Annotated in this window: 19 protein-coding genes; 8 read left to right on the top strand and 11 right to left on the bottom strand. The window is 53.9% G+C overall.

What is annotated here, in order from left to right; translation table 11 throughout:
- The first annotated feature begins 14 nt into the window (after positions 1 to 14).
- Positions 15 to 1,664, top strand: coding sequence for a glucose-6-phosphate isomerase (gene pgi / locus ABLV11_RS09530; RefSeq protein WP_004097737.1), 1,650 nt, complete (start codon positions 15 to 17; stop codon positions 1,662 to 1,664).
- A 43-nt stretch (positions 1,665 to 1,707) separates the two neighbouring features.
- Here the strand turns inward: pgi and ABLV11_RS09525 are convergent, their stop codons facing one another.
- The 6 genes from ABLV11_RS09525 to ABLV11_RS09500 form a co-directional block, all read right to left on the bottom strand.
- On the bottom strand, positions 1,708 to 2,163 hold the full coding sequence (locus tag ABLV11_RS09525; RefSeq protein ID WP_004109596.1) for an acyltransferase: 456 nt from the start codon (positions 2,161 to 2,163) through the stop codon (positions 1,708 to 1,710).
- A gap of 8 nt (positions 2,164 to 2,171) precedes the next feature.
- Positions 2,172 to 2,681 (bottom strand): GNAT family N-acetyltransferase, encoded by a 510-nt coding sequence (locus tag ABLV11_RS09520; RefSeq protein ID WP_064343585.1) that lies wholly within the window; start codon positions 2,679 to 2,681, stop codon positions 2,172 to 2,174.
- Between the two features lie 109 nt (positions 2,682 to 2,790).
- Positions 2,791 to 3,168, bottom strand: coding sequence for a Rid family detoxifying hydrolase (locus ABLV11_RS09515; protein ID WP_004109587.1), 378 nt, complete (start codon positions 3,166 to 3,168; stop codon positions 2,791 to 2,793).
- A 25-nt stretch (positions 3,169 to 3,193) separates the two neighbouring features.
- A complete protein-coding gene (locus tag ABLV11_RS09510) occupies positions 3,194 to 3,514 on the bottom strand; it encodes an AzlD domain-containing protein (RefSeq protein WP_004109584.1) in 321 nt (106 codons plus the stop codon).
- Entirely contained in the window at positions 3,507 to 4,244 is a 738-nt protein-coding gene (locus tag ABLV11_RS09505; protein WP_004109581.1) for an AzlC family ABC transporter permease, read from the bottom strand. The genes ABLV11_RS09510 and ABLV11_RS09505 overlap by 8 nt, the downstream gene beginning before the upstream one ends.
- A 65-nt stretch (positions 4,245 to 4,309) precedes the next feature.
- A complete protein-coding gene (locus tag ABLV11_RS09500) occupies positions 4,310 to 5,587 on the bottom strand; it encodes an L-serine ammonia-lyase, iron-sulfur-dependent, subunit alpha (RefSeq protein ID WP_126488160.1) in 1,278 nt (425 codons plus the stop codon).
- Positions 5,588 to 5,964: 377 nt separating this feature from the next.
- On the opposite strand from ABLV11_RS09500, the gene psiE reads away from it, so the two are divergent.
- Positions 5,965 to 6,375 carry a phosphate-starvation-inducible protein PsiE gene (gene psiE / locus ABLV11_RS09495; RefSeq protein ID WP_004097754.1) on the top strand — a complete coding sequence of 137 codons (411 nt, stop codon included), beginning with the start codon at positions 5,965 to 5,967 and terminating at the stop codon, positions 6,373 to 6,375.
- A 41-nt stretch (positions 6,376 to 6,416) separates the two neighbouring features.
- Here the strand turns inward: psiE and xylE are convergent, their stop codons facing one another.
- The 4 genes from xylE to malE form a co-directional block, all read right to left on the bottom strand.
- Positions 6,417 to 7,892 carry a D-xylose transporter XylE gene (gene xylE / locus ABLV11_RS09490; RefSeq protein ID WP_126488162.1) on the bottom strand — a complete coding sequence of 492 codons (1,476 nt, stop codon included), beginning with the start codon at positions 7,890 to 7,892 and terminating at the stop codon, positions 6,417 to 6,419.
- A gap of 711 nt (positions 7,893 to 8,603) precedes the next feature.
- The gene (gene malG, locus ABLV11_RS09485; RefSeq protein ID WP_004109572.1) at positions 8,604 to 9,494 is read right to left on the bottom strand and encodes a maltose ABC transporter permease MalG; all 891 of its coding nucleotides are present in this window, start codon (positions 9,492 to 9,494) and stop codon (positions 8,604 to 8,606) included.
- Between the two features lie 156 nt (positions 9,495 to 9,650).
- Complete coding sequence (gene malF / locus ABLV11_RS09480) at positions 9,651 to 11,195, bottom strand: maltose ABC transporter permease MalF (RefSeq protein ID WP_004109570.1); 1,545 nt, start codon at positions 11,193 to 11,195, stop codon at positions 9,651 to 9,653.
- Between the two features lie 186 nt (positions 11,196 to 11,381).
- Positions 11,382 to 12,572: a maltose/maltodextrin ABC transporter substrate-binding protein MalE gene (malE, locus tag ABLV11_RS09475; protein ID WP_004109568.1), complete on the bottom strand. Its 1,191-nt coding sequence runs from the start codon at positions 12,570 to 12,572 to the stop codon at positions 11,382 to 11,384.
- A 370-nt stretch (positions 12,573 to 12,942) separates the two neighbouring features.
- Between malE and malK the strand changes: the two genes are divergently transcribed.
- The 5 genes from malK to ubiA all read left to right on the top strand — a co-directional run bounded on the left by malK (position 12,943) and on the right by ubiA (position 18,045).
- Positions 12,943 to 14,052 (top strand): maltose/maltodextrin ABC transporter ATP-binding protein MalK, encoded by a 1,110-nt coding sequence (malK, locus tag ABLV11_RS09470; RefSeq protein ID WP_004097762.1) that lies wholly within the window; start codon positions 12,943 to 12,945, stop codon positions 14,050 to 14,052.
- Between the two features lie 98 nt (positions 14,053 to 14,150).
- Positions 14,151 to 15,437, top strand: a complete 1,287-nt coding sequence (locus ABLV11_RS09465) for a maltoporin (RefSeq protein ID WP_004109566.1) — start codon at positions 14,151 to 14,153, stop codon at positions 15,435 to 15,437.
- 107 nt (positions 15,438 to 15,544) lie between these two features.
- Positions 15,545 to 16,477 (top strand): maltose operon protein MalM, encoded by a 933-nt coding sequence (gene malM, locus ABLV11_RS09460; RefSeq protein ID WP_004109563.1) that lies wholly within the window; start codon positions 15,545 to 15,547, stop codon positions 16,475 to 16,477.
- A 188-nt stretch (positions 16,478 to 16,665) separates the two neighbouring features.
- Positions 16,666 to 17,163 carry a chorismate lyase gene (gene ubiC / locus ABLV11_RS09455; RefSeq protein WP_126488164.1) on the top strand — a complete coding sequence of 166 codons (498 nt, stop codon included), beginning with the start codon at positions 16,666 to 16,668 and terminating at the stop codon, positions 17,161 to 17,163.
- A gap of 12 nt (positions 17,164 to 17,175) precedes the next feature.
- Positions 17,176 to 18,045, top strand: coding sequence for a 4-hydroxybenzoate octaprenyltransferase (gene ubiA / locus ABLV11_RS09450; protein ID WP_004109559.1), 870 nt, complete (start codon positions 17,176 to 17,178; stop codon positions 18,043 to 18,045).
- A 100-nt stretch (positions 18,046 to 18,145) separates the two neighbouring features.
- Here the strand turns inward: ubiA and plsB are convergent, their stop codons facing one another.
- Positions 18,146 to 20,569, bottom strand: a complete 2,424-nt coding sequence (gene plsB / locus ABLV11_RS09445) for a glycerol-3-phosphate 1-O-acyltransferase PlsB (protein WP_064383164.1) — start codon at positions 20,567 to 20,569, stop codon at positions 18,146 to 18,148.
- Positions 20,570 to 20,698: 129 nt separating this feature from the next.
- Between plsB and ABLV11_RS09440 the strand changes: the two genes are divergently transcribed.
- Positions 20,699 to 21,067 carry a diacylglycerol kinase gene (locus ABLV11_RS09440; protein WP_004109553.1) on the top strand — a complete coding sequence of 123 codons (369 nt, stop codon included), beginning with the start codon at positions 20,699 to 20,701 and terminating at the stop codon, positions 21,065 to 21,067.
- The last annotated feature ends 48 nt before the right edge of the window (positions 21,068 to 21,115 follow it).

Here is a 21,115-nt window from a genome sequence, read left to right as displayed (position 1 = left end):
GAAGAGTATTGCTAATGAAAAACATCAACCCAACGCAGACCTCTGCCTGGCAGGCATTACAGAAACACTTTGATGAAATGAAAGACGTTACCATCGCGGATCTGTTCGCGAAAGATAGCGACCGTTTCTCTAAATTCTCCGCCACGTTCGACGATCTGATGCTGGTGGATTTTTCCAAAAACCGCATCACCGAAGAGACGCTGGCCAAACTGCAGGATCTGGCCAAAGAGACCTTCCTGGCTGACGCCATTAAATCCATGTTCTCCGGCGAGAAGATTAACCGCACGGAAGATCGCGCGGTGCTGCACGTTGCGCTGCGTAACCGCAGCAATACTCCGATTCTGGTTGATGGCAAAGATGTGATGCCGGAAGTGAACGCCGTGCTTGAGAAGATGAAAACCTTCTCTGAAGCTATTATCTCCGGTAGCTGGAAAGGCTACACCGGTAAAGCGATTACCGACGTCGTGAACATCGGTATCGGCGGCTCCGATCTTGGCCCGTTCATGGTGACCGAAGCGCTGCGTCCGTACAAAAATCACCTGAATATGCACTTTGTTTCTAACGTCGATGGTACCCATATCGCCGAAGTGCTGAAAACGGTGAACCCGGAAACCACGCTGTTCCTGGTGGCGTCGAAAACCTTTACCACCCAGGAAACCATGACCAACGCCCACAGCGCGCGCGACTGGTTCCTGGCGACCGCTGGCGATGAGAAACACGTAGCGAAACACTTCGCCGCGCTCTCCACCAACGGTAAAGCGGTAGGTGAATTCGGTATTGATACCGCCAATATGTTTGAGTTCTGGGACTGGGTTGGCGGTCGTTACTCTCTGTGGTCTGCTATCGGCCTGTCCATCATCCTGTCCGTGGGCTTCGACAACTTCGTCGAGCTGCTCTCCGGCGCGCACGCGATGGACAAACACTTCTCCACCACGCCGGCTGAGAAAAACCTGCCGGTGCTGCTGGCGCTGATCGGTATCTGGTACAACAACTTCTTCGGCGCTGAAACCGAAGCGATTCTGCCGTACGACCAGTATATGCACCGCTTTGCCGCCTACTTCCAGCAGGGCAACATGGAATCCAACGGTAAATACGTTGACCGTAACGGCAACGCCGTGGATTACCAGACGGGCCCGATCATCTGGGGCGAGCCGGGCACCAACGGTCAGCACGCGTTCTATCAGCTGATTCACCAGGGGACCAAAATGGTGCCGTGCGATTTTATCGCTCCGGCGATTACGCATAACCCGCTGTCTGACCATCATCCGAAGCTGCTGTCTAACTTCTTTGCGCAGACCGAAGCGCTGGCGTTTGGTAAATCCCGCGAAGTGGTTGAACAGGAATATCGCGATCAGGGTAAAGATCCCGCGACGCTGGAACACGTGGTGCCGTTCAAAGTGTTTGAAGGCAACCGGCCGACTAACTCCATCCTGCTGCGTGAAATCACGCCGTTCAGTCTGGGCGCGCTGATTGCCCTGTATGAACATAAGATTTTCACCCAGGGCGTGATTATGAACATCTTCACCTTCGACCAGTGGGGCGTTGAGCTGGGCAAACAGCTGGCGAACCGCATCCTGCCGGAGCTGAAGGATGGTTCTGAAGTCAGCAGCCACGACAGCTCCACTAACGGCCTGATTAACCGCTATAAATCCTGGCGCGCATAATCGCTAAAACGTTGTCAATGCCGGCCCAGGTGGCCGGCATTTTTTATAGCCGCCGCAGCAGTTTTGCCGGGTTTCCTGCCCACACGCCTTTCTCTGTAATGGATTTTGTCACCACGCTGCCCGCGCCAATCACGACGCCATCGCAAATGCTGACCGCCAGAATGGTTGCGCCGCTGCCGATAGACACATCGTTGCCAATGACGATTCTTCCCCAGCTTTCGCGGTCGGCGTTGGGCTTGCCGTCGCGGAACATATCGTTAGCGAACATTACGCCGTGGCCGATAAAACAGCGTTCGCCGATGGTCACGTACTCGCAGATAAAGGTATGGGACTGAATTTTGCTGTCGCTGCCAACGCGGGTATGGCCCTGGATTTCAACGAAGGGGCCGACGAAGACGTTATCGCCTAGCGTGCAGTCATAGAGGTTGGCGGGCTGGTAAATCACCACGTTTTCGCCGCTGGCGACGTTGCGAATGGCGGTTTCACGAAGGGTATGCATGCTGCCTCTCAGATCGGTTTAGCCAAAATGTGTAATGTGCTTTGCTGGGTCGCAGAATGAAAGACGACATCTTTTACGTGCTGCATTCCCTGACGTTCATAAAAACGGCGGGCGCGGGTATTCGCGGCGAGCACCTCCAGCCAGAGCCAGCGTTCACCGGCAACTTTTGCTCGCTTCTCGACGGCGTGAAAAAGCTGCTCGCCATAGCGATGGCCCGTTGTTGCAGGTAACAGATAGAGCTTATGCAATAGCGTACCGGTTGGGCCTTCGGGATTGATGTCCTGGCGGCAGGCGTATTTAGCAAAGCCGATTGGCTCCTCTGCCTCAGCAATCAACCAGCAGCACTGCGTATCGGCCAGGCTGCGCTCCAGTGAGGCCACGGCATACTCTTGCTGCAGGTAGCGCTCCATTTCATCGGCGTTATGCCAGAGGTGGGTAAAGTGATGACGATAGCTGGCATTCGCCATATCGTTGAGTAAAGCCGCATCTTCCGGACGTGCAAGACGAATCTTTAGCATTCTGCGTTCCTCGCAAAGAAGTGGCGATATTTTGCCCGTAAAGTTCGCTGCGGGTAAACCTCAAAAGTGGGGGAGGAGAAGATGCCGGAGGAGAGCCTCCGGCTGGGGATCAGGCGACGGCGATGGCCTCGATTTCAATACCCGCATCTTTAGGCAGTCTGGCGACCTCAACGCAGGAGCGGGCTGGAAACGCCGCGTTGTGTTCAACGAAGAACGCTTCATAGACCGCGTTGATGGTGGCAAAATCGTTCAGATCCTTGACGAAAACCATCGTCTTAACAATATTTTTCACCTGCAAGCCCGCCGCTTCCACGATAGCCTTAACGTTTTCCAGCGACTGGCGCGTTTGCACAGCGATGTCGTCAGACATGGTGCCATCTTGCGCATTAACCGGGAGCTGCCCTGAGGTCATCGTCATGGTACCCAGGTTTACCCCCTGAACATACGGACCGATGGCGGCAGGCGCGGACGCGGTGGAAATAATCATTCTGTTGATTCCTCTTGATAAGTGGTTACATGAAATAGTTAAGTAAAACCAGTGAACCAACGCCGCTGACGACGACCCAGACCAGCCCCAGTCGGAAGCTGGCAAGCGTGCAGATAATCGCGGCGATGACTTTCGGGTTTTTTAAATCAAACTCCATGCTGGAGTTCACGCTCAGGATCTGAATCGTGATGATGGCTGGCAGAACAGTCACCGGCACAAAGCGCAGCGTTTTGCTGACCCGGTTCGACATCTGGATTTTCCCGGCGAGACCAATGAACGAGAAGCGAATAAGAAAGGTCACGGCGGCCATACCCAGCGTCAGGGCGATAAAAAAGCTATTACTCATTTTCCAGCGCTCCTTCGAGAGAGAGTTTAGCGGCGGCCTGCGCTTGTTTACGCTCTTCGGCGAGATCGACGCTCAGGCCCGCCATTACGCCCAATACGGATGCGACGACAATGCCTAACGAATAGGGCAGCACGACCAAAAGTACGCCGGATACGGCAGCCACAATGGCGGCGACGGTACAGGCCTGGCTCTTGATTTGCGGAACGACGATGGCGATAAAGGCGGCGACCATCGCGAAGTCCAGACCGTATTTTTCAATATGTGGAAATGAGGCGCCAACCAGAGCGCCAAGGAAATCGGCTAAAACCCAGGCGAACCAAAATGTCAGCATGGCTGAAGAGTAGAACAGATATTTATCCTTTTTATTCTCCTCCATCTCTTTCACCGTCGTGGCGTACACCTCATCGGTCAGAGCATAGGCCATAAAGCATTTTTTAAAAAAGGACGCCTCGCGTACGGTACTGGAAATTGATGCGCTGTAAAGTATATGACGGAGATTAATAATCAGCGTGGTGAATATAATTACCCCGAGGCTCGCCCCGGTTTTGAGCATATTCAACGCCAGCATTTGTGCTGAACCCGCAATAACAATGGTGGACCAGACCGTACTTTGCCAGACGCTCATTCCGGCGCTCACGCTTAGCGCGCCGACGATAAATGAAAAGGGAAAGTCGCCGATACACAAGGGAAGAATGGCGCTGGCGCCCCGTAGGATAACTTTTTTGTTCATAAGCAATATCTGTTATTTAAGAAATTAATTATTTATGTAAGGTACGTGGAAAGATTAGTTAATGATTATTTAGCAACCATGATGTTGATAATTTCTTTGTCGGTATAGGCCATGGGCTTAACAACCAGACGACAGAGATTATTAATCGTTTGCTCAACGTCAGCGCAAACGATCCCATCATTAGAGCTTGCGCAGCTATTTTGCATGGCCATCAATACAGCCTTAAATGCGCTGGACACGACGGATGAAACTTTCATCGCGCAGCTATTAGAAGCGCCGTCACAAATCATACCGGTAATATCACTGACCATATTAATAATCGCGGTGTTAATGGTTTCCATATCGCGAGTAAATAGCCACGCCATCCCGGCAGCTGCTCCCATTGCTGCCGTAGACGCCGCGCATAGCGCGGACAGACGCGTATAGCGGGAGTGGATCGATATCGCGGTCAGGTGGGAGAGCGCGAGCGCCCGTGCGAGCGTTTCTTCATCGGCATTAAGATGCTCCGCGACCGTCACTACCGGCATGGTAGCGGCGATACCCTGGTTGCCGGAACCAAAGTTTGACATGGCGACGACGGGAGCGCCGCCCATCCGCGCGTCGGATGCGGCGACGGTATTGATGATGACTTTACTGAGCAGGTCGTTGCTGAGCAGACCCTTTTTTACTGCATCAGAGAAGGTACCATTGATGTTTAAACCATATTTCTTGCTCTTGCCTTCATTTGCCAGCGCCGAATTGAGGCGGGCGGCTTCGAGAATAAATTCGATGTCGGCAAAATCGACTTCGCTTATAAAATTGAAGGCTCCGGCAAGCGAAAAGGGTTCTAACGCTTCCTGCTGCGTTACCGTATTCTGTTTATTAGCCAAAGCCTGCGCTTCGCCATTAATATAAAGTTCAACGATATTGGTATGCGTGCCTTTAACTACCACGCGGCAGCTCTTTTCGCCATCAGTCAGGGTCAGATCCAGATGGATAAAATCGGGAGTATCTTCCACGCGAATATTAACCTGGCCATCGGCGATTAGCTTTTGCGCTAATTCGACATGCTGCTGGGTAATCCCCTCCAGTGTTTTTAACCCCTTATCGGCATCGCCGCCAAAAGCGCCAATGGCGGCGGCAAGCGCGACACCGCTAACGGATGTTCCTGGAATAGTTACGCCCATCGCGTTTTTGTACAGATTCGCAGAAATAAAACCGTTAATACTTTGACAGGCCGTATCTAAATGTTTCGCAGCGTAAGCGGTAGTAAAAGAAATAGCGACGGGTTCGGTACAACCTAACGCCGGAGCCACTTCTTGTTTTAGCCATTTTATAAAAATGGATGCGCGTTCATTAATCATATTTTAAATCAATCCGCTAAATGTGGGTTATTAACTGGCGAGTATCCTAAGATAATTCTGAAGGAAAAACTTACTCTAATAACCCTGTTATTTATGCATTAAAGAGAAAAATTTTCGCTTATTAAAAGAATGTAAAACTGTGATCTTATTATGGTTAATTAACTGATTTACCGAGTATTTATATTCTGTTTTTTGAACATAAAAAGGGATTTAGTTAACCGCCTCACAGCGATGACGAAAGTAAGATTTTCTCTTTTTACGTATTTCGTCGTATACGAGCAAGGCGGGCAGTGGGGAGAAGGGGATAACAAATGTAGATCTGGATCACATTTTTGCGTTATACAGATCGCAGGAAATCATGCTTATAAGGGGTGTCTATGCCGCCGGTTTATCGTCCGTTGGTGAGTTTTATTGCAACCGCCATGCAAACCGTTTTGAATCTTGGCCTGCTGTGCCTGGGGGTCATTCTGATCGTATTCCTCGGGAAAGAGACGTTGCATCTGGCGCACGTCCTGTTTACCCCTGAACCTGTCAGTAAGTACAAGCTGGTGGAAGGCCTGGTGGTCTACTTCCTCTATTTCGAGTTTATCGCGCTGATTGTGAAGTACTTTGAATCGGGATTTCACTTCCCGCTACGCTACTTTGTTTATATCGGCATCACCGCCATCGTACGCCTGATTATCATCGATCATGAGTCGCCCATGGCGGTGCTGATTTACTCCGCCGCGATCCTGATTCTGGTGATTACGCTCTGGCTGTGTAACTCCAACCGACTGAAACGCGAGTAAACAGACAGCACGCCGCTTCCGGTAGCGGCGTGCTGTGGTTATTATCTGATAGAGGCCTGAAGCGTTTTCTCTTCTGCGGGTGCCCACAGCTCTTCGAGTTCTTCCAGCGTCTTGCCTTTCGTTTCCGGCACAAATTTCCACATAAACATCGCCGCCAGAATTCCCATACAACCGTAAATCCAGTAGGAAAAACCGTTGTGAAAATGGGCAACCAGCCAGGAGTTTTTATCCATCATCGGGAAGGTCCAGGAGACAAAGTAGTTCGCCAGCCACTGCGCGGCAACCGCAATGGCGAGAGCTTTGCCGCGAATCGCGTTAGGGAAGATTTCTGCCAGCAGCACCCAGCAAACCGGGCCCCAGGACATGGCAAATGCGGCGACGTAAAGCAGCATCGACAGCAGCGCCACCAAACCGGATGCTTGCGTATAAAAGGCGGTGCCGAGGCTGAACATGCCAAGCGCCATCCCGAGCGCGCCAATAATTTGCAGCGGCTTGCGGCCAAATTTATCAACCGTCATGATGGCCAGAACGGTGAAAGTCAGGTTGATAACGCCCACGATAATGGTCTGCAGCAGGGCGACATCAGTGCTGGCTCCCAGCGTTTTGAAGACTTCCGGAGCGTAGTAGAGCACGACGTTGATGCCGACAAACTGCTGGAATATAGACAGCATAACGCCGATAGTAATGACGCCTGCGCCAAACATCAGCAGACGACCGCCCGTTTTACGGCCATTTTCCAGTGACAGATTGATCTCCTGCATTGCCTGGACGGCGAGCTTGCTGCCCATAATTTTGCGCAGAATACCCTCCGCCTGTTCCTGTTTGCCCTGCGCCATCAGCCAGCGCGGGCTTTCCGGTACGGTATACAGTAGCCCTAAAAACAGCAGTGCGGGAATGCATTCTGAGGCAAACATATATCGCCAACCATTGGTATTCAGCCAGCTAGCATCACCTGATTTTGCAATGAAATAGTTAACGCAGTAAACCAATAGCTGCCCAAAAATAATCGCGAACTGGTTAAAGGAAACCAGTTTTCCTCGTATGCTTGCCGGCGCCAGTTCCGCAATATACATCGGTGAAAGCATAGATGCTAAACCTACGCCAATGCCTCCAATAATGCGGTAAATAACGAATTCTGGTACATATCCGGCTAAATAAACTGGCACCGCGTTATCAGGATTTATCGGGGTAAAACCTAATTCAGGCCATGCCGAACCGATACCGGAGATAAAAAACAGAAGCGCGGCAATTTTTAGCGAATCCCGGCGGCCAAAACGGTTACTACAATAGCCGCCAAGCGCGCCTCCAATGATGCAGCCAATCAAGGCGCTGGCAACGCAGAAGCCCAGCAATGAGTTGGCGGCAGATTCACTCAGGTTTTGCGGAGCCACAAAAACAGTGTTTAAGGATTCTACCGTACCGGAGATGACTGCGGTATCGTAGCCAAATAATAGTCCTCCTAACGTGGCGACTAACGTAATCGAAAAGATATAGCTTGAATTATATTGGGTATTCATCCTGACCAGCCTTAAATACACATTTCTTCTTATCGGTAATAATGATGGTGTATTCATCACCCGGGGATGGCAATTATCAAATTTAATATTGCAATTACGTTATATTCTTTATGTGATCTCAACTCTATTTAATTGTTAAAAGAACGGCGGTAAATGAAATTGCAGTGATGAATCGCGCAAAAGAAAATAATCGTAACCTAAATGCAAAATAACATAATAAATTTCTTTAAAAGAGTGGCGGATTATCTCTCTTCGGAAGAAACGTTGGTGGGTGGGCGCCGCTGCATCAAGGCGCTGCGGGTGGCTAACGCTCAGCACTTTGCCTGCGAGCTTCTGGACTTTCGCGCAAGGGGGAGTTTCATTGCGAGACGTCGGGTACCTGAAACGCGAATAAAAAAAAGCGGCCTCCAGGGCCGCTGACCAACAGTCACAAATAGAATTTATGTAGGGTCCAGTTGAGGATAGCAGTGGCATTTGCCTTACTTTTTCAGCTGAGGGCGACGGCGGTAATGCCCGGTTGGGGTCGTGCATTACCGCGAAACCGTCATCCCTCCTCTGAAATTTGGGGCGGGTATACTCGTCATACTTCAAGTTGCTGATGCGTTGACTGCACCCGCTCACCCCAGTCACATAGTTATCTATGCTGCTGGGGATTATCGGGCTTGTCGCCTTTCGACAACTCGAATTAATTAGAGTATCTAACGATGAAAATTAACCTTTCACTCCGCCTGCGGTCAGGCCATTAACCAACCAGCGCTGGGCCAGCAGGAACACTACGGTAATCGGAATGGCGGAGAGCACCGCCGCGGCGGCAAAGTCGCCCCACAGATAGTTCTGCGGGTTGAGATACTGTTGCATTCCGACCGCAAGGGTATAGCTGTTCACATCGCGCAGCAGCAGAGAGGCCACCGGCACTTCGGTAATCGCGGCGATGAACGACAGAATAAACACCACCGCCAGAATCGGTACCGATAGCGGGAGCAGCACCAGGCGGAAAGCCTGCCATGGCGTCGCGCCGTCCAGCGCCGCCGCTTCTTCCAGCGAGCCGTCGATGGTTTCGAAGTAGCCTTTGATTGTCCAGACGTGCAGCGCGATACCGCCCATATAGGCGAAGATCACGCCGCCGTGGGTATTCAGTCCAACGAACGGTACGTACTGGCCGAGACGGTCAAACAGGGCATACAGCGCGACCAGCGACAGAACCGCGGGGAACATCTGGAAAATCAGCATTCCTTTAAGCAGCGTGGCTTTACCCGGGAAGCGCATACGGGCAAAAGCGTAAGCGCAGGTTGTAGAGAGCGCGACGATGCCAATGGCGGTAATGCCGGCCACCTTGATGGAGTTCCACAGCCACAGGAGAACCGGGAAGGGGGGCGGCGTGACGCGGCCGTCAGCGTGTTCGACGCTGAAGCCTAACGCCAGCCGCCAGTGCTCCCAGGAGATACTTTCGGGAATCAGGCTACCGGTGGCGAAGTTCCCTTCGCGCAGCGAGATAGCGATGACCATCAGCAGCGGGAACATAATCGCCGCGATAAAAATCAGCAGCAGGAGGTGCGTTGTCAGTAAACGCAGCTTCTGAGATTTGGGTTGAACCATAGCCATAATATTTTTACTCCCCTTGATACCGCTCCAGGCTATTTTGCTTGTCATTTTGAACTCGGGCAGTGCTCAGAATCCTCACGTACTACGTGTACGCTCCGGTTCTCGCGCGCTGGCCGAGCTCAAACTGCCCGCGCCAATGACGCCTGGTTATTCCAATTAATCGAACTTCATACGTGTGGCTTTCAGGTTAACAATCGCCAGGGCGCCTACCAGCAGGAAGATCAGCGTGGCGATAGCCGCCGCGAGGCCGAAGTCCTGCCCGCCGCCGCCTTCAAAGGCGATGCGATAGGTATAGCTCACCAAAAGGTCGGTGTAGCCCGCCGGCGTGGTGGTGCCGAGCCGGTCCGGCCCGCCGTTGGTCAACAGCTGAATCAGCACGAAGTTGTTAAAGTTAAAGGCGAAGCTGGCGATCATCAGCGGCGTCAGCGGCTTGATCAGCAGCGGCAGCGTAATTTTGAAGAAGTTCTGGAACGGCGTGGCGCCATCCATTGCCGAGGCTTCATATAAATCGTCAGGAATCGCTTTCAGCAGGCCCATGCACAGGATCATCATGTACGGATAGCCCAGCCAGGTGTTGACGATGATAATCATGGTGCGCGCGGTAGTCGGGTCGCTAAACCAGGCCGGCTTGATGCCGAACAGCGCGCTGAGCATCATGTTGATCTCACCAAAGCTCTGGTTGAACAGCCCTTTGAAGATCAGAATTGAGATAAACGATGGTACGGCATAAGGCAGAATCAGCAGTACGCGATAAATCGCTTTGCCTTTCAGGGCTTCCCACTGGACGAGACAGGCGAGCACCATGCCGACCGCAACGGTGAGAATCACGGTCAGAACAGAGAAGACCACCGTCCAGACGAAAATCGCGAAGAACGGTTTCTGGATACCTTCATCCTGGAACACGCGGGTGAAGTTATCCCAGCCGATGGTCACGGTGTAGCCCGGGCTGAGCTTTTCGCTGCCCCAGCTGCCGTCGGCGTTAATCGCCTGATAGAAACCGACCTCGGCGTTCGGCCGATATTTCACGCCGCTCTGGTTGTTGGTCAGCGTACCGTCATTGGCCAGCGCGTACAGCGGCTGGGTACCGGAGAACTGACGCAGGGAGCTCATAATGACTTTGCTCTCATCCGGCAGGACGGCGGTCAGCTGGTTCAGGGCGGTGCGGTTTTGCGTAATCACGCGCAGGGTGGCGCGTTCGCCTTCCGGCAGGGCATCAGCCTCTTTTAACGCCAGCTTCTGTTCGCCGCCGAATTTAAAAGCGTCGGAAAGATAGTTTTTGCCGCTCTCGCCATCGGTCAGCGCCAGCTTCCACTCATCTCCCGCCGGATAAAGCGCGAAGTTGTAGGATTTACCCGCCTGGAAGGAACGGTCCATCAGCACCTGTTGGGCGCGTTCAAAGGTAAGCTGGTTAGTACTGCTGTAGTTGGTGAAAGCGATAGCGATAGTGCAGATCAGCGGGAACAGGACGAACAGCCCCATCCCGGCGAGACCCGGGTAAACATAGCGCCAGGCATAGGCCTTGCGATTGGAAAAAATATACAGGCCAACCGAGCTTAAAATCAGCGTCATGATGGCAAACAGGTACTCCCCCTGGGCGTACATCAAAACAACAAGGTAACCCACCAGCAGGCACAGCAAGCCGATCACAGACCATGTGAGCTGCGGACTTTGCCACCAGTGTTTCTTTTTCACGACATCCATGGGGATCATCCTCTTTACACTTTATCCTTCGCGCGACCTCTTTGTTGGCTGCGGATGCGCACCCCAGTCACTTACTGATGTAAGCGCCTGGGGATTTGCATCCTTGCCGCCTCGATGTAGCGCGAAAGATTTCGTGTAACAACGTATTCAACAAACCTTACTCCCTAAGGAATAAGGGAAACCGTATTACTTGGTGATACGAGCCTGCGCGTCTTTCAGGGCGGCATCGACGGTCTGGCGACCGCTAGCGGCGTTGATAACTGCGGTACGAACGGCATACCAGAAGGCGGACATCTGCGGGATGTTCGGCATGATTTCACCTTTCTGGGCGTTAGCCATGGTGGCGGCGATACGCGGATCTTTTTCCAGTTTTTCCTGGAAGGATTTCAGCGCAACCGCGCCCAGCGGTTTGTCCTTGTTAACTTCATCCAGACCCTGGTCGGTCATCAGATAGTTTTCGAGGAACTCTTTCGCCAGTTCTTTGTTCGGGCTGGCGGCGTTAATACCGGCGCTGAGTACGCCAACGAACGGCTTGGACGCATTACCTTTAAAGGTTGGCAGCAGGGTAACGCCGTAGTTAACCTTGCTCTTATCGATGTTAGACCACGCCCACGGACCGTTGATGGTCATCGCAGTTTCGCCTTTGTTGAAGGCCGCTTCCGCGATGGAGTAGTCGGTGTCGGCGTTCATATGTTTGTTCTTGATCAGGTCGACCAGGAAGGTCAGGCCCGCTTTCGCGCCAGCGCTATCTACGCCCACGTCTTTCACGTCGTACTTACCGTTTTCAAACTTGAACGCGTAACCGCCGTCGGCAGCAATCAGCGGCCAGGTGAAGTACGGTTCTTGCAGGTTGAACATCAGCGCGCTCTTACCTTTCGCTTTCAGTTCTTTATCCAGCGCCGGGATCTCTTCCCAGGTTTTCGGCGGGTTCGCTACCAGGTCTTTGTTATAGATCAGCGACAGCGCTTCGACGGCAACCGGGTAGGCAATCAGCTTGCCGTTGTAGCGAACCGCATCCCAGGTGAACGGATAGAGTTTGTCCTGGAAAGCTTTATCCGGGGTGATTTCCGCCAGCAGACCGGACTGTGCGTAGCCGCCGAAGCGGTCGTGAGCCCAGAAAATGATGTCAGGGCCGTCGCCGGTCGCGGCAACCTGCGGGAACTTCTCTTCCAGCTTGTCCGGATGTTCTACGGAGACTTTGATGCCGGTGTCTTTCTCAAACTTTTTACCCACTTCAGCGAGGCCATTGTAGCCTTTGTCGCCGTTAATCCAGATAACCAGCTTACCTTCTTCAATTTTTGCGAGGGCAGAGGCGGAAAACATCATCGTGGTCAATGCAGACAGCGCGAGGATGCGAGCGCCAGTTTTGATTTTCATATACCCGTCCTATTTGGTGATGTGCTCGTGGATACACTTGAGTGGCTTAACGATGATGAGTTTCCTTTTTTAACAACCTCTTTCCATCCTCCCCATGTCTACGCCCCATCCTCCGTTTGTGTGATCTCCATTGCAGAAATGCCGGTTATGAGTCCTGGCGCACATAAAAAGGCGGCCAATTTTGCAGGCGACATCACGAAATCGGCATCCGCCCGTCCCCCCCGGCGGCGAGACGTCATCTCTCATCCTCCCGCCTCCTCCCCCATAAAAAAGCCGGGGGGTGGAGGATTTACCCCACTTATGAATGCCGCATAGTCAGCCCATCTTGAATGTGTCGTTAAGTGACAGGTTGTAACGAAGGGAGAAGGGCATGGCGAGCGTACAGCTGCGAAATGTAACGAAAGCCTGGGGTGACGTGGTGGTATCGAAAGATATTAATCTCGAAATCCAGGATGGGGAGTTCGTCGTGTTTGTTGGGCCATCAGGCTGCGGCAAATCCACCCTGCTGCGTATGATTGCCGGGCTGGAAACGGTGACCAGCGGCGATCTGCTGATTGGCGATACCCGAATGAATGATGTTCCGCCCGCCGAGCGCGGTATCGGGATGGTGTTTCAATCTTATGCGCTTTACCCTCACCTTTCCGTCGCGGAAAACATGTCTTTCGGCCTTAAGCTGGCCGGCGCCAAAAAAGAACTGATCAACCAGCGCGTGACCCAGGTGGCGGAAGTTCTGCAGCTTGCCCATCTGCTGGAACGTAAACCGAAAGCGCTTTCTGGCGGCCAGCGCCAGCGCGTGGCGATTGGCCGTACCCTGGTGGCTGAACCGCGCGTTTTCCTGCTGGATGAACCGCTCTCAAACCTTGACGCCGCGCTGCGCGTACAGATGCGTATTGAAATATCCCGTCTGCATAAACGCCTTGGCCGCACGATGATTTACGTGACCCACGACCAGGTCGAAGCGATGACGCTGGCCGACAAGATTGTGGTGCTGGATGCCGGTCGCGTCGCGCAGGTCGGGAAGCCTCTCGAACTCTATCACTACCCGGCGGACCGTTTCGTCGCGGGCTTTATTGGCTCGCCGAAGATGAATTTCCTGCCGGTCAAAGTCACCGCTACCGCCATTGAGCAGGTGCAGGTGGAGCTGCCGAACCGCCAGCAGGTCTGGCTGCCGGTGGACAGCGCCCGCGTTCAGGTTGGCGCCAACATGTCTTTAGGTATCCGTCCGGAGCATCTGCTGCCCAGCGATATTGCCGACGTCACCCTCGAAGGTGAAGTCCAGGTGGTCGAACAGCTCGGCCACGAAACGCAAATTCATATTCAGATCCCATCCATCCGTCAGAACCTGGTTTACCGCCAGAACGACGTGGTGCTGGTAGAAGAGGGAGCCACATTCGCCATCGGTTTGCCGCCGGAGCGTTGCCATTTATTCCGTGAGGATGGCACCGCTTGTCGTCGGCTGCATAAAGAGCCGGGCGTGTAAGGCTTCCCATTAAAAAAAACGTGCACCCTGCAGCGTCGATAAACAGGCGCAACAACAGGCGAAGCGTTCAAAGAAAAGCAATGATCTCAGGAGATAGAATGATGATTACTCTGCGCAAACTTCCACTGGCGGTCGCCGTTGCGGCAGGCGTTATGTCTGCTCAGGCGCTGGCCGTTGATTTCCACGGCTATGCTCGTTCTGGTATCGGCTGGACCGGCAGCGGCGGTGAGCAACAGTGCTTCCAGGCAACCGGTGCTCAAAGCAAATACCGTCTTGGTAACGAATGTGAAACCTATGCGGAACTGAAACTGGGCCAGGAAGTCTGGAAAGAAGGTGATAAGAGCTTCTACTTCGATACTAACGTCGCCTACTCTGTGTCGCAGCAGAACGACTGGGAATCCACCAGTCCGGCATTCCGTGAAGCTAACGTGCAGGGTAAAAACCTGATCGAATGGTTGCCAGGTTCCACCATCTGGGCCGGTAAGCGCTTCTACCAGCGTCATGACGTTCATATGATCGACTTCTACTACTGGGATATTTCTGGTCCTGGTGCGGGTATTGAAAACATCGATCTGGGCTTCGGTAAACTCTCTCTGGCAGCAACGCGTTCTTCTGAATCCGGCGGCTCCGGTACCTTCGCCGATCGCGACCAGTTCGGTAATCGCGTTTACGACAATATCGTGCCGAACGATGTATTCGACGTGCGTTTAGCCGGTCTGGAAACTAACCCAGGCGGCACGCTGGAGCTGGGCGTTGACTACGGCCACACTAACATCCCTGATGATTATTCTCTGCAGCCGGGCGCTTCCAAAGACGGCTGGATGCTTACCGCTGAGCATACTCAGAGCATGCTGAAAGGCTTTAACAAATTTGTTCTGCAGTATGCAACTGACTCTATGACCTCCAGCGGTAAAGGTGTTCCGCAGGGTGGCAGCATTAATAACGATGGATCTATGTGGCGCGTGCTGGACCACGGTGCGATCTCTCTCGGCGATAGCTGGGATCTGATGTACGTCGGTATGTACCAGGATATCGACCGCGACAACAACAATGGTACCCAATGGTGGACCGTCGGCGTTCGTCCAATGTACAAGTGGACGCCTATCATGAGCACCCTGATGGAAATCGGCTACGACAACGTCAAATCTCAACGCACCAGCGATCGTAACAGCCAGTATAAAGTGACCCTGGCCCAGCAGTGGCAGGCTGGTGACAGCATCTGGTCCCGTCCGGCAATCCGCGTATTCGCAACGTACGCCAAATGGGATGAGAAATGGGGCTATAACGATAGCGGCGTAGCATATAACGACACCAGTGCTAAAACCTTTAGCCGTGGCGATAGCGACGAGTGGACCTTCGGTGCCCAGATGGAAATCTGGTGGTAATCGAGCCTGACCGTTCGTAACTAAAAGAGGGGCGCAAGCCCCTCTATCTTAGGCCCAGCGCGCTATTGCCTGGCTACCGCTCGGCCATCGGAATTGAGGTGATAACAATGAAAATGAAGAAAAGTCTCGTTGCCCTCTGCCTGTCCGTCGGCCTGATGGCCTGCGTACCCGCAGTCAGTTTTGCTGATGTTAATTTCGTGCCGCAGAACACCTCTGCCGCGCCGTCGATTCCGGCCTCCGCGTTGCAGCAGCTCACCTGGACTCCAGTCGACCAATCCAAAACGCAAACCACAAAGCTCGCCGTGGCCGGGCAGACGCTCAATGTCCCCGGAATCAGTGGTCCGGTCGCCGCATACAGCGTTCCGGCGAATATTGGCGAGCTCAATATTACGTTAACCAGCGAAGTGGAAAAACAAGCTGCGGTATATGCGCCGAACGTGCTGATTCTTGATCAGAATATGACGCCATCTGCATTCTTCCCCAGCAGCTACTTTACATATCTTGAACCGGGCGTGATGAGCTCAGATCGTCTGGAGGGCGTAATGCGCCTGACTCCGGCGCTGGGACAGCAGAAAATTTATGTGCTGGTCTTTACCACGCCGCAGGATTTACAGCAGACCACTAAATTAATCGATCCGGCGAAGGCATACGCCAAAGGCACCGGCAATGCGGTGCCGGATATTCCGGATCCCATCGCGAAACACGTCACGGACGGTACCATCAGCCTGAAGGTAAAAACCTCTACCGGCTCCAGCGTGCTGGTTGGCCCGCTGTTCGGTTCGTCTGGTCCGGGGCCTGTTACCGTCGGTAATACCGCTGCTCCTGCCTATAGCGCGCCGGTCGCCGCCCCGGCCCCGGCTCCAGCGGCGAAAACCGAACCGATGCTTGATGATACCGAAACTTACTTCAATAACGGCATTAAGCAGGCGGTTGCGAAAGGCGATATCGACAAGGCCCTGAAATTGATGAACGAAGCTGAACGTCTTGGCTCGAAATCTGCTCGTTCCACCTTTATCAGCAGTGTAAAAGGCAAGGGGTGACCGTCTCCCCACAATGCTGATGTTTAGGCACAGCCTTTAGGTGCGTCCGTCAGGGCGCACTTTTTTTTATCGCGCGGCAGCTTCTGTTGCAGGGCTGTTGCGCGGATGATCGTATATTGACGTTTGCCCGCCCCCGATGCCCCATTCTGCGATACAATACCTTTACGTTTTGTACCGGAGATTCAGGCATGCCACATCCTGCGCTTACGCAACTGCGTGCGCTGCGTTATTTTGCCGCAATGCCCCCGCTGGACGCGCATCTGCGCGACTGGCTATTGCTGGAAGACTCAATGACCAAACGCTTTGAGCAACAGGGGAAGCGAGTCAGCGTCATCATGGTTAACGAAGGTTTTGTTGGACGCGAAGCGCTGGCAGATGAAGCGCCTCTGTTACCCGTCGAATCCCGCTACTGGCTGCGGGAAATTATCCTTTGCGCTAATGGCGAACCCTGGCTTGCTGGCCGAACTATCGTGCCGGAGTCGACGCTGAGCGGCCCCGAACTGGCGCTGCAACAGCTGGGACAAACGCCGCTGGGCCGCTATCTCTTCACGTCATCGACGCTAACCCGCGATTTTATTGAAATTGGTCGTCATGCAGAGCTGTGGGGGCGTCGTTCCCGCCTCCGGTTGAGCGGCAAACCGCTGCTGCTGACGGAGCTGTTTTTGCCTGCATCGCCGTTGTATTAAGAGGAAAATGAAATGGAGTGGAGTCTGACGCAGAACAAGCTGTTGGCGTTTCACCGCCTGATGCGTACTGACAAACCGATCGGCGCGCTGCTGCTGCTGTGGCCGACGCTGTGGGCGCTGTGGGTGGCCACGCCGGGGATACCGCCGCTGTGGATCCTCGCCGTGTTTGTTGCCGGCGTCTGGTTAATGCGCGCCGCAGGCTGCGTGGTCAATGATTATGCCGATCGTAAATTTGACGGCCACGTTAAACGGACGGCCCGCCGTCCGCTGCCGAGCGGCGACGTCAGCGAAAAGGAGGCGCGAACGCTGTTTGTCGTGCTGGTGCTGCTTTCTTTCCTGCTGGTGCTGACCCTGAACACCATGACCATTCTGCTGTCGATAGCGGCGCTGGCGCTGGCATGGGTCTATCCATTTATGAAACGCTACACCCACTTGCCGCAGGTGGTGCTGGGCGCGGCATTTGGCTGGTCGATCCCGATGGCCTTTTCGGCGGTAAGCGAATCGCTGCCGCTCAGTTGCTGGCTGATGTTCCTCGCCAACATCCTGTGGGCGGTGGCCTACGATACCCAGTATGCGATGGTCGATCGTGATGATGACGTCAAAATCGGTATCAAATCGACGGCGATTCTGTTTGGCGACAACGATCGCTTAATCATCGGTATTTTACAGGTGGCGGTACTGGGTCTGATGGCGGCAGTAGGCTGGCTGAGCGGGCTGGGCTGGGAATATTACTGGTCGTTGTTTATCGCCGCGGCGCTGTTTGTCTGGCAGCAAAAGCTGATATTTAAACGCGAACGCGATAGCTGCTTTAAGGCATTTATGAATAATAACTACGTGGGGCTGGTACTGTTTCTCGGCCTGGCGATGGGGTATATGCAGTAAATGGGGCGGGGTTCCCCGGCTGGCGCTGTAAAAGCTTTAGCCGGGCTACTAAACCGCAGGGTCTGGTAGCCCGGCGCAAGCCGGGATATCACTTTAAACGTTACGCTTCATCCTGGGTAACGCTTTCAATCGTCAAACGCACATCAGAAGTAATCAGATCCGCCAGCATACGGTAGATCTTCAACGTCTCTTCCGGCTCGGCATCTCCGGTATCGCTGATATAGCCTTCGTCGCGCAGGGTCAGCACCAGCGTGCTGAATACCGCCTTATCGAAGAACTCCGGCGCATTGATACCGTGCAGAACGGACAGGCGCTGCGCCACGGTGCGGCTCTCTTTCTCCAGCGAACTGCGGTTGATTGACGGGTTAGCGCTCAGCAGCCAGAAGGTGATGGCGTAGCGCTGCAGCGTTTCGCGCGCGCCTGCGGCCAGCAGCTGCAGGGAACGGGCATGAGACGGATTGACGCTCACCTCATCGTCATTCACGGCGATAAGCCCCTGACGCTGCATCTCGGCAATCAGCGCATCGACGACGCCCGCCAGCTCCGCTTTTTCCCAGCGCAGGAACAGCTCGGCCTTGAGGAACGGATAGAACATCTCGACGTGACGCAATATTTCGCTGCGGGTAATACGACGATGCTGAGTGACGATGGCGGCTAACAGTGACGGCATCACCAGCATATGGGCGATGTTGTTGCGGTAATAGGTCATCAGGACGGCCTGCTCGCGCGGCAGAATGATGATATCGCCGATCGTGTCTTTCTCGACCTCGAACTTGTTCATCTGCAGCGCGTGGTCGATAAGCTCGCTGGCAGACGCCGCAGGCGTGGTCGCGTCCGCAGAGTACGGCACGTTGCGCAGCAGGGCGAGGTAGCATTCCAGCTGTTCGGTAAGCTGCTCGCGGGTCAGGGAACGCTGACGCGATGCCAGCAGCGCCGTACAGCACAGGTTCATAGCGTTTGCCGCACCGGCATTGTTAATGCGTACCATCAGGTCTGAGGCGATGTTATTTACCGTCGGCGTCAGCCAGGAGGGGCGAACGGCTTCGATAGGATCGATCGACTCGCGCCAGTCCGGCACATGTTGATTCAGGTAGGCCATCAGCGGCAGCGGTTCGCCGAAGTTAACGTAGCCCTGGCCGAGATTACGCAGCTTGCTTAAGCCGCGCAGCATCTGCGGCAGGTTCTCTTTCTCTTTTGTCGCTCCGCGCAGCTCTTTAGCGTAGGTACCAACCTCCATCACGTGCTCGTAGCCGATGTAGATTGGCACCAGGGTGATGGGGCGATTACCGCCGCGCAGCATCGCCTGAATGGTCATCGACAGGGTACCGGTTTTCGGATCCAGCAGGCGTCCGGTACGAGAGCGGCCGCCCTCAACGAAGTATTCGACGGAGTAGCCGCGGCTGAACAGCTCGCCGAGGTATTCGCGGAATACCGTCGAATAGAGCTTATTGCCTTTGAACGTACGGCGAATGAAGAAAGCGCCGCCGCGACGGAAAATCGGCCCGGCAGGCCAGAAGTTCAGGTTGATACCGGCGGCGATATGCGGCGGAACCAGGCCCTGATGATAAATCACGTACGAGAGCAGCAGATAATCCATATGGCTGCGGTGGCACGGGACATAAACGATCTCGTGGCCTTCGTGCGCCAGCTGGCGCACGCGCTCGGCGTTATGCACGTTAATGCCCTGATACAGACGGTTCCAGGTAAAGCCCAGCACGCGGTCTGTCAGGCGAATCATCTCGTAGGAGAAGTTCGCGGCGATCTCTTCCATCAGGGCGATAGCGTTTTGCTGCGCCTTTTCATGAGAAATTTTCTTGCTGCGCGCTTCGTCTTCTACCGCACGGGCAATGGCTTTCGACGCCAGCAGTTTATTGAACAGATCCTGGCGCGCAGGCAGGCGCGGACCGACCGCCGCCAGACGCTGACGGGCGAAGTGCATACGCGCCACGCGGGCCAGCTTCTGAGCGATAGTTTTATCGGTGCCGTGTTCGTCCGCCATTTTACGCAGCGAGACCGAAGGCGAGAAACGCACAAAGCTGTCGCGGCCCAGCCACAGAACAGCGAAGAATTTCTGAATGCCGTTGAGCATGCGCAGTGGCGGGTTAACCTCGCCTTTTTCACGCCCCGGTGCGCGACCGAACATGACCGAGACTGGCACCATTTGCACATCAAGATCGGGGTGATTACGGTGCAAATCCAGATAGTCGTGAAAGAGCTTGATAGACTCTTCTTTCGGCGTGTAATAGGTGAATACGCGCGGTCCGCCGTGGATAAATACGTAGCGCGGAAGCAGGGCGCCGTCGATCTCCAGCGGCTCCAGCGGGTCCGGTAACTCATGCTCCAGACATTGCGCGCGCAGCGTCAGCAGGTCCGCCTTCGAATTGTAGGGCAGGACGTACATAATGGGCCGCGAGGTATCCAGGCCTAACTCCTGAGCAGGTTGTGCCGGAATCGACTTGCTTTTTACCAGCGCCCTTAATGGTAAATTCAGTAATTTATAGTAAATTCGTTGCCAGCCAGACATAGACGATGTGAAGCCTCTGGTTAATCATGCAAATGCGCCGCAAGAATAACAGAAAGTGCGCAAAATTTCCGTTGTAACGCGGCAAACGCGTACACTCATTGACGTCATTTACATAAAAAGGTTTGTTTGATGGCCAATAATACCACTGGGTTAACCCGAATTATTAAAGCGGCAGGGTATTCCTGGAAAGGATTCCGGGCGGCATGGGTCAACGAGGCCGCATTTCGTCAGGAAGGCATCGCGGCCATCATTGCCGTGGTGATTGCCTGCTGGTTAGACGTCGATGCCATTACCCGGGTGCTGTTAATTGGCTCGGTCCTGATAGTGATGATAGTTGAAATTATCAACAGCGCGATTGAAGCGGTCGTGGACCGTATCGGCCCTGAGCATCATGAGCTTTCCGGGCGCGCGAAAGACATGGGCTCTGCGGCGGTTTTGCTGGCGATTGTCATCGCGCTGATCACCTGGGGAACCCTTTTATGGGCAAATTACCGCTAACTCCTGTCGTAGCGGCTCGCAAAACGAAAAGAAACTCCTGATTTTTGT

Origin of the sequence: Klebsiella sp. GW_Kp181 (assembly GCF_040062315.1) — a bacterium.
GTDB lineage: Bacteria > Pseudomonadota > Gammaproteobacteria > Enterobacterales > Enterobacteriaceae > Klebsiella > Klebsiella oxytoca.
Note: the sequence above shows the minus strand (reverse complement) of the source record. Positions and strands in the feature narration are given on the sequence as shown.

What these genes read in the sequence shown, in the direction of transcription:
- pgi (WP_004097737.1), top strand. Translation starts at nt 15, where the DNA reads ATGAAAAACATCAACCCAACGCAGACCTCTGCCTGGCAGGCATTACAG.
- ABLV11_RS09525 (WP_004109596.1), bottom strand. Translation starts at nt 2,163, where the DNA reads ATGCATACCCTTCGTGAAACCGCCATTCGCAACGTCGCCAGCGGCGAA.
- ABLV11_RS09520 (WP_064343585.1), bottom strand. Translation starts at nt 2,681, where the DNA reads ATGCTAAAGATTCGTCTTGCACGTCCGGAAGATGCGGCTTTACTCAAC.
- ABLV11_RS09515 (WP_004109587.1), bottom strand. Translation starts at nt 3,168, where the DNA reads ATGATTATTTCCACCGCGTCCGCGCCTGCCGCCATCGGTCCGTATGTT.
- ABLV11_RS09510 (WP_004109584.1), bottom strand. Translation starts at nt 3,514, where the DNA reads ATGAGTAATAGCTTTTTTATCGCCCTGACGCTGGGTATGGCCGCCGTG.
- ABLV11_RS09505 (WP_004109581.1), bottom strand. Translation starts at nt 4,244, where the DNA reads ATGAACAAAAAAGTTATCCTACGGGGCGCCAGCGCCATTCTTCCCTTG.
- ABLV11_RS09500 (WP_126488160.1), bottom strand. Translation starts at nt 5,587, where the DNA reads ATGATTAATGAACGCGCATCCATTTTTATAAAATGGCTAAAACAAGAA.
- psiE (WP_004097754.1), top strand. Translation starts at nt 5,965, where the DNA reads ATGCCGCCGGTTTATCGTCCGTTGGTGAGTTTTATTGCAACCGCCATG.
- xylE (WP_126488162.1), bottom strand. Translation starts at nt 7,892, where the DNA reads ATGAATACCCAATATAATTCAAGCTATATCTTTTCGATTACGTTAGTC.
- malG (WP_004109572.1), bottom strand. Translation starts at nt 9,494, where the DNA reads ATGGCTATGGTTCAACCCAAATCTCAGAAGCTGCGTTTACTGACAACG.
- malF (WP_004109570.1), bottom strand. Translation starts at nt 11,195, where the DNA reads ATGGATGTCGTGAAAAAGAAACACTGGTGGCAAAGTCCGCAGCTCACA.
- malE (WP_004109568.1), bottom strand. Translation starts at nt 12,572, where the DNA reads ATGAAAATCAAAACTGGCGCTCGCATCCTCGCGCTGTCTGCATTGACC.
- malK (WP_004097762.1), top strand. Translation starts at nt 12,943, where the DNA reads ATGGCGAGCGTACAGCTGCGAAATGTAACGAAAGCCTGGGGTGACGTG.
- ABLV11_RS09465 (WP_004109566.1), top strand. Translation starts at nt 14,151, where the DNA reads ATGATGATTACTCTGCGCAAACTTCCACTGGCGGTCGCCGTTGCGGCA.
- malM (WP_004109563.1), top strand. Translation starts at nt 15,545, where the DNA reads ATGAAAATGAAGAAAAGTCTCGTTGCCCTCTGCCTGTCCGTCGGCCTG.
- ubiC (WP_126488164.1), top strand. Translation starts at nt 16,666, where the DNA reads ATGCCACATCCTGCGCTTACGCAACTGCGTGCGCTGCGTTATTTTGCC.
- ubiA (WP_004109559.1), top strand. Translation starts at nt 17,176, where the DNA reads ATGGAGTGGAGTCTGACGCAGAACAAGCTGTTGGCGTTTCACCGCCTG.
- plsB (WP_064383164.1), bottom strand. Translation starts at nt 20,569, where the DNA reads ATGTCTGGCTGGCAACGAATTTACTATAAATTACTGAATTTACCATTA.
- ABLV11_RS09440 (WP_004109553.1), top strand. Translation starts at nt 20,699, where the DNA reads ATGGCCAATAATACCACTGGGTTAACCCGAATTATTAAAGCGGCAGGG.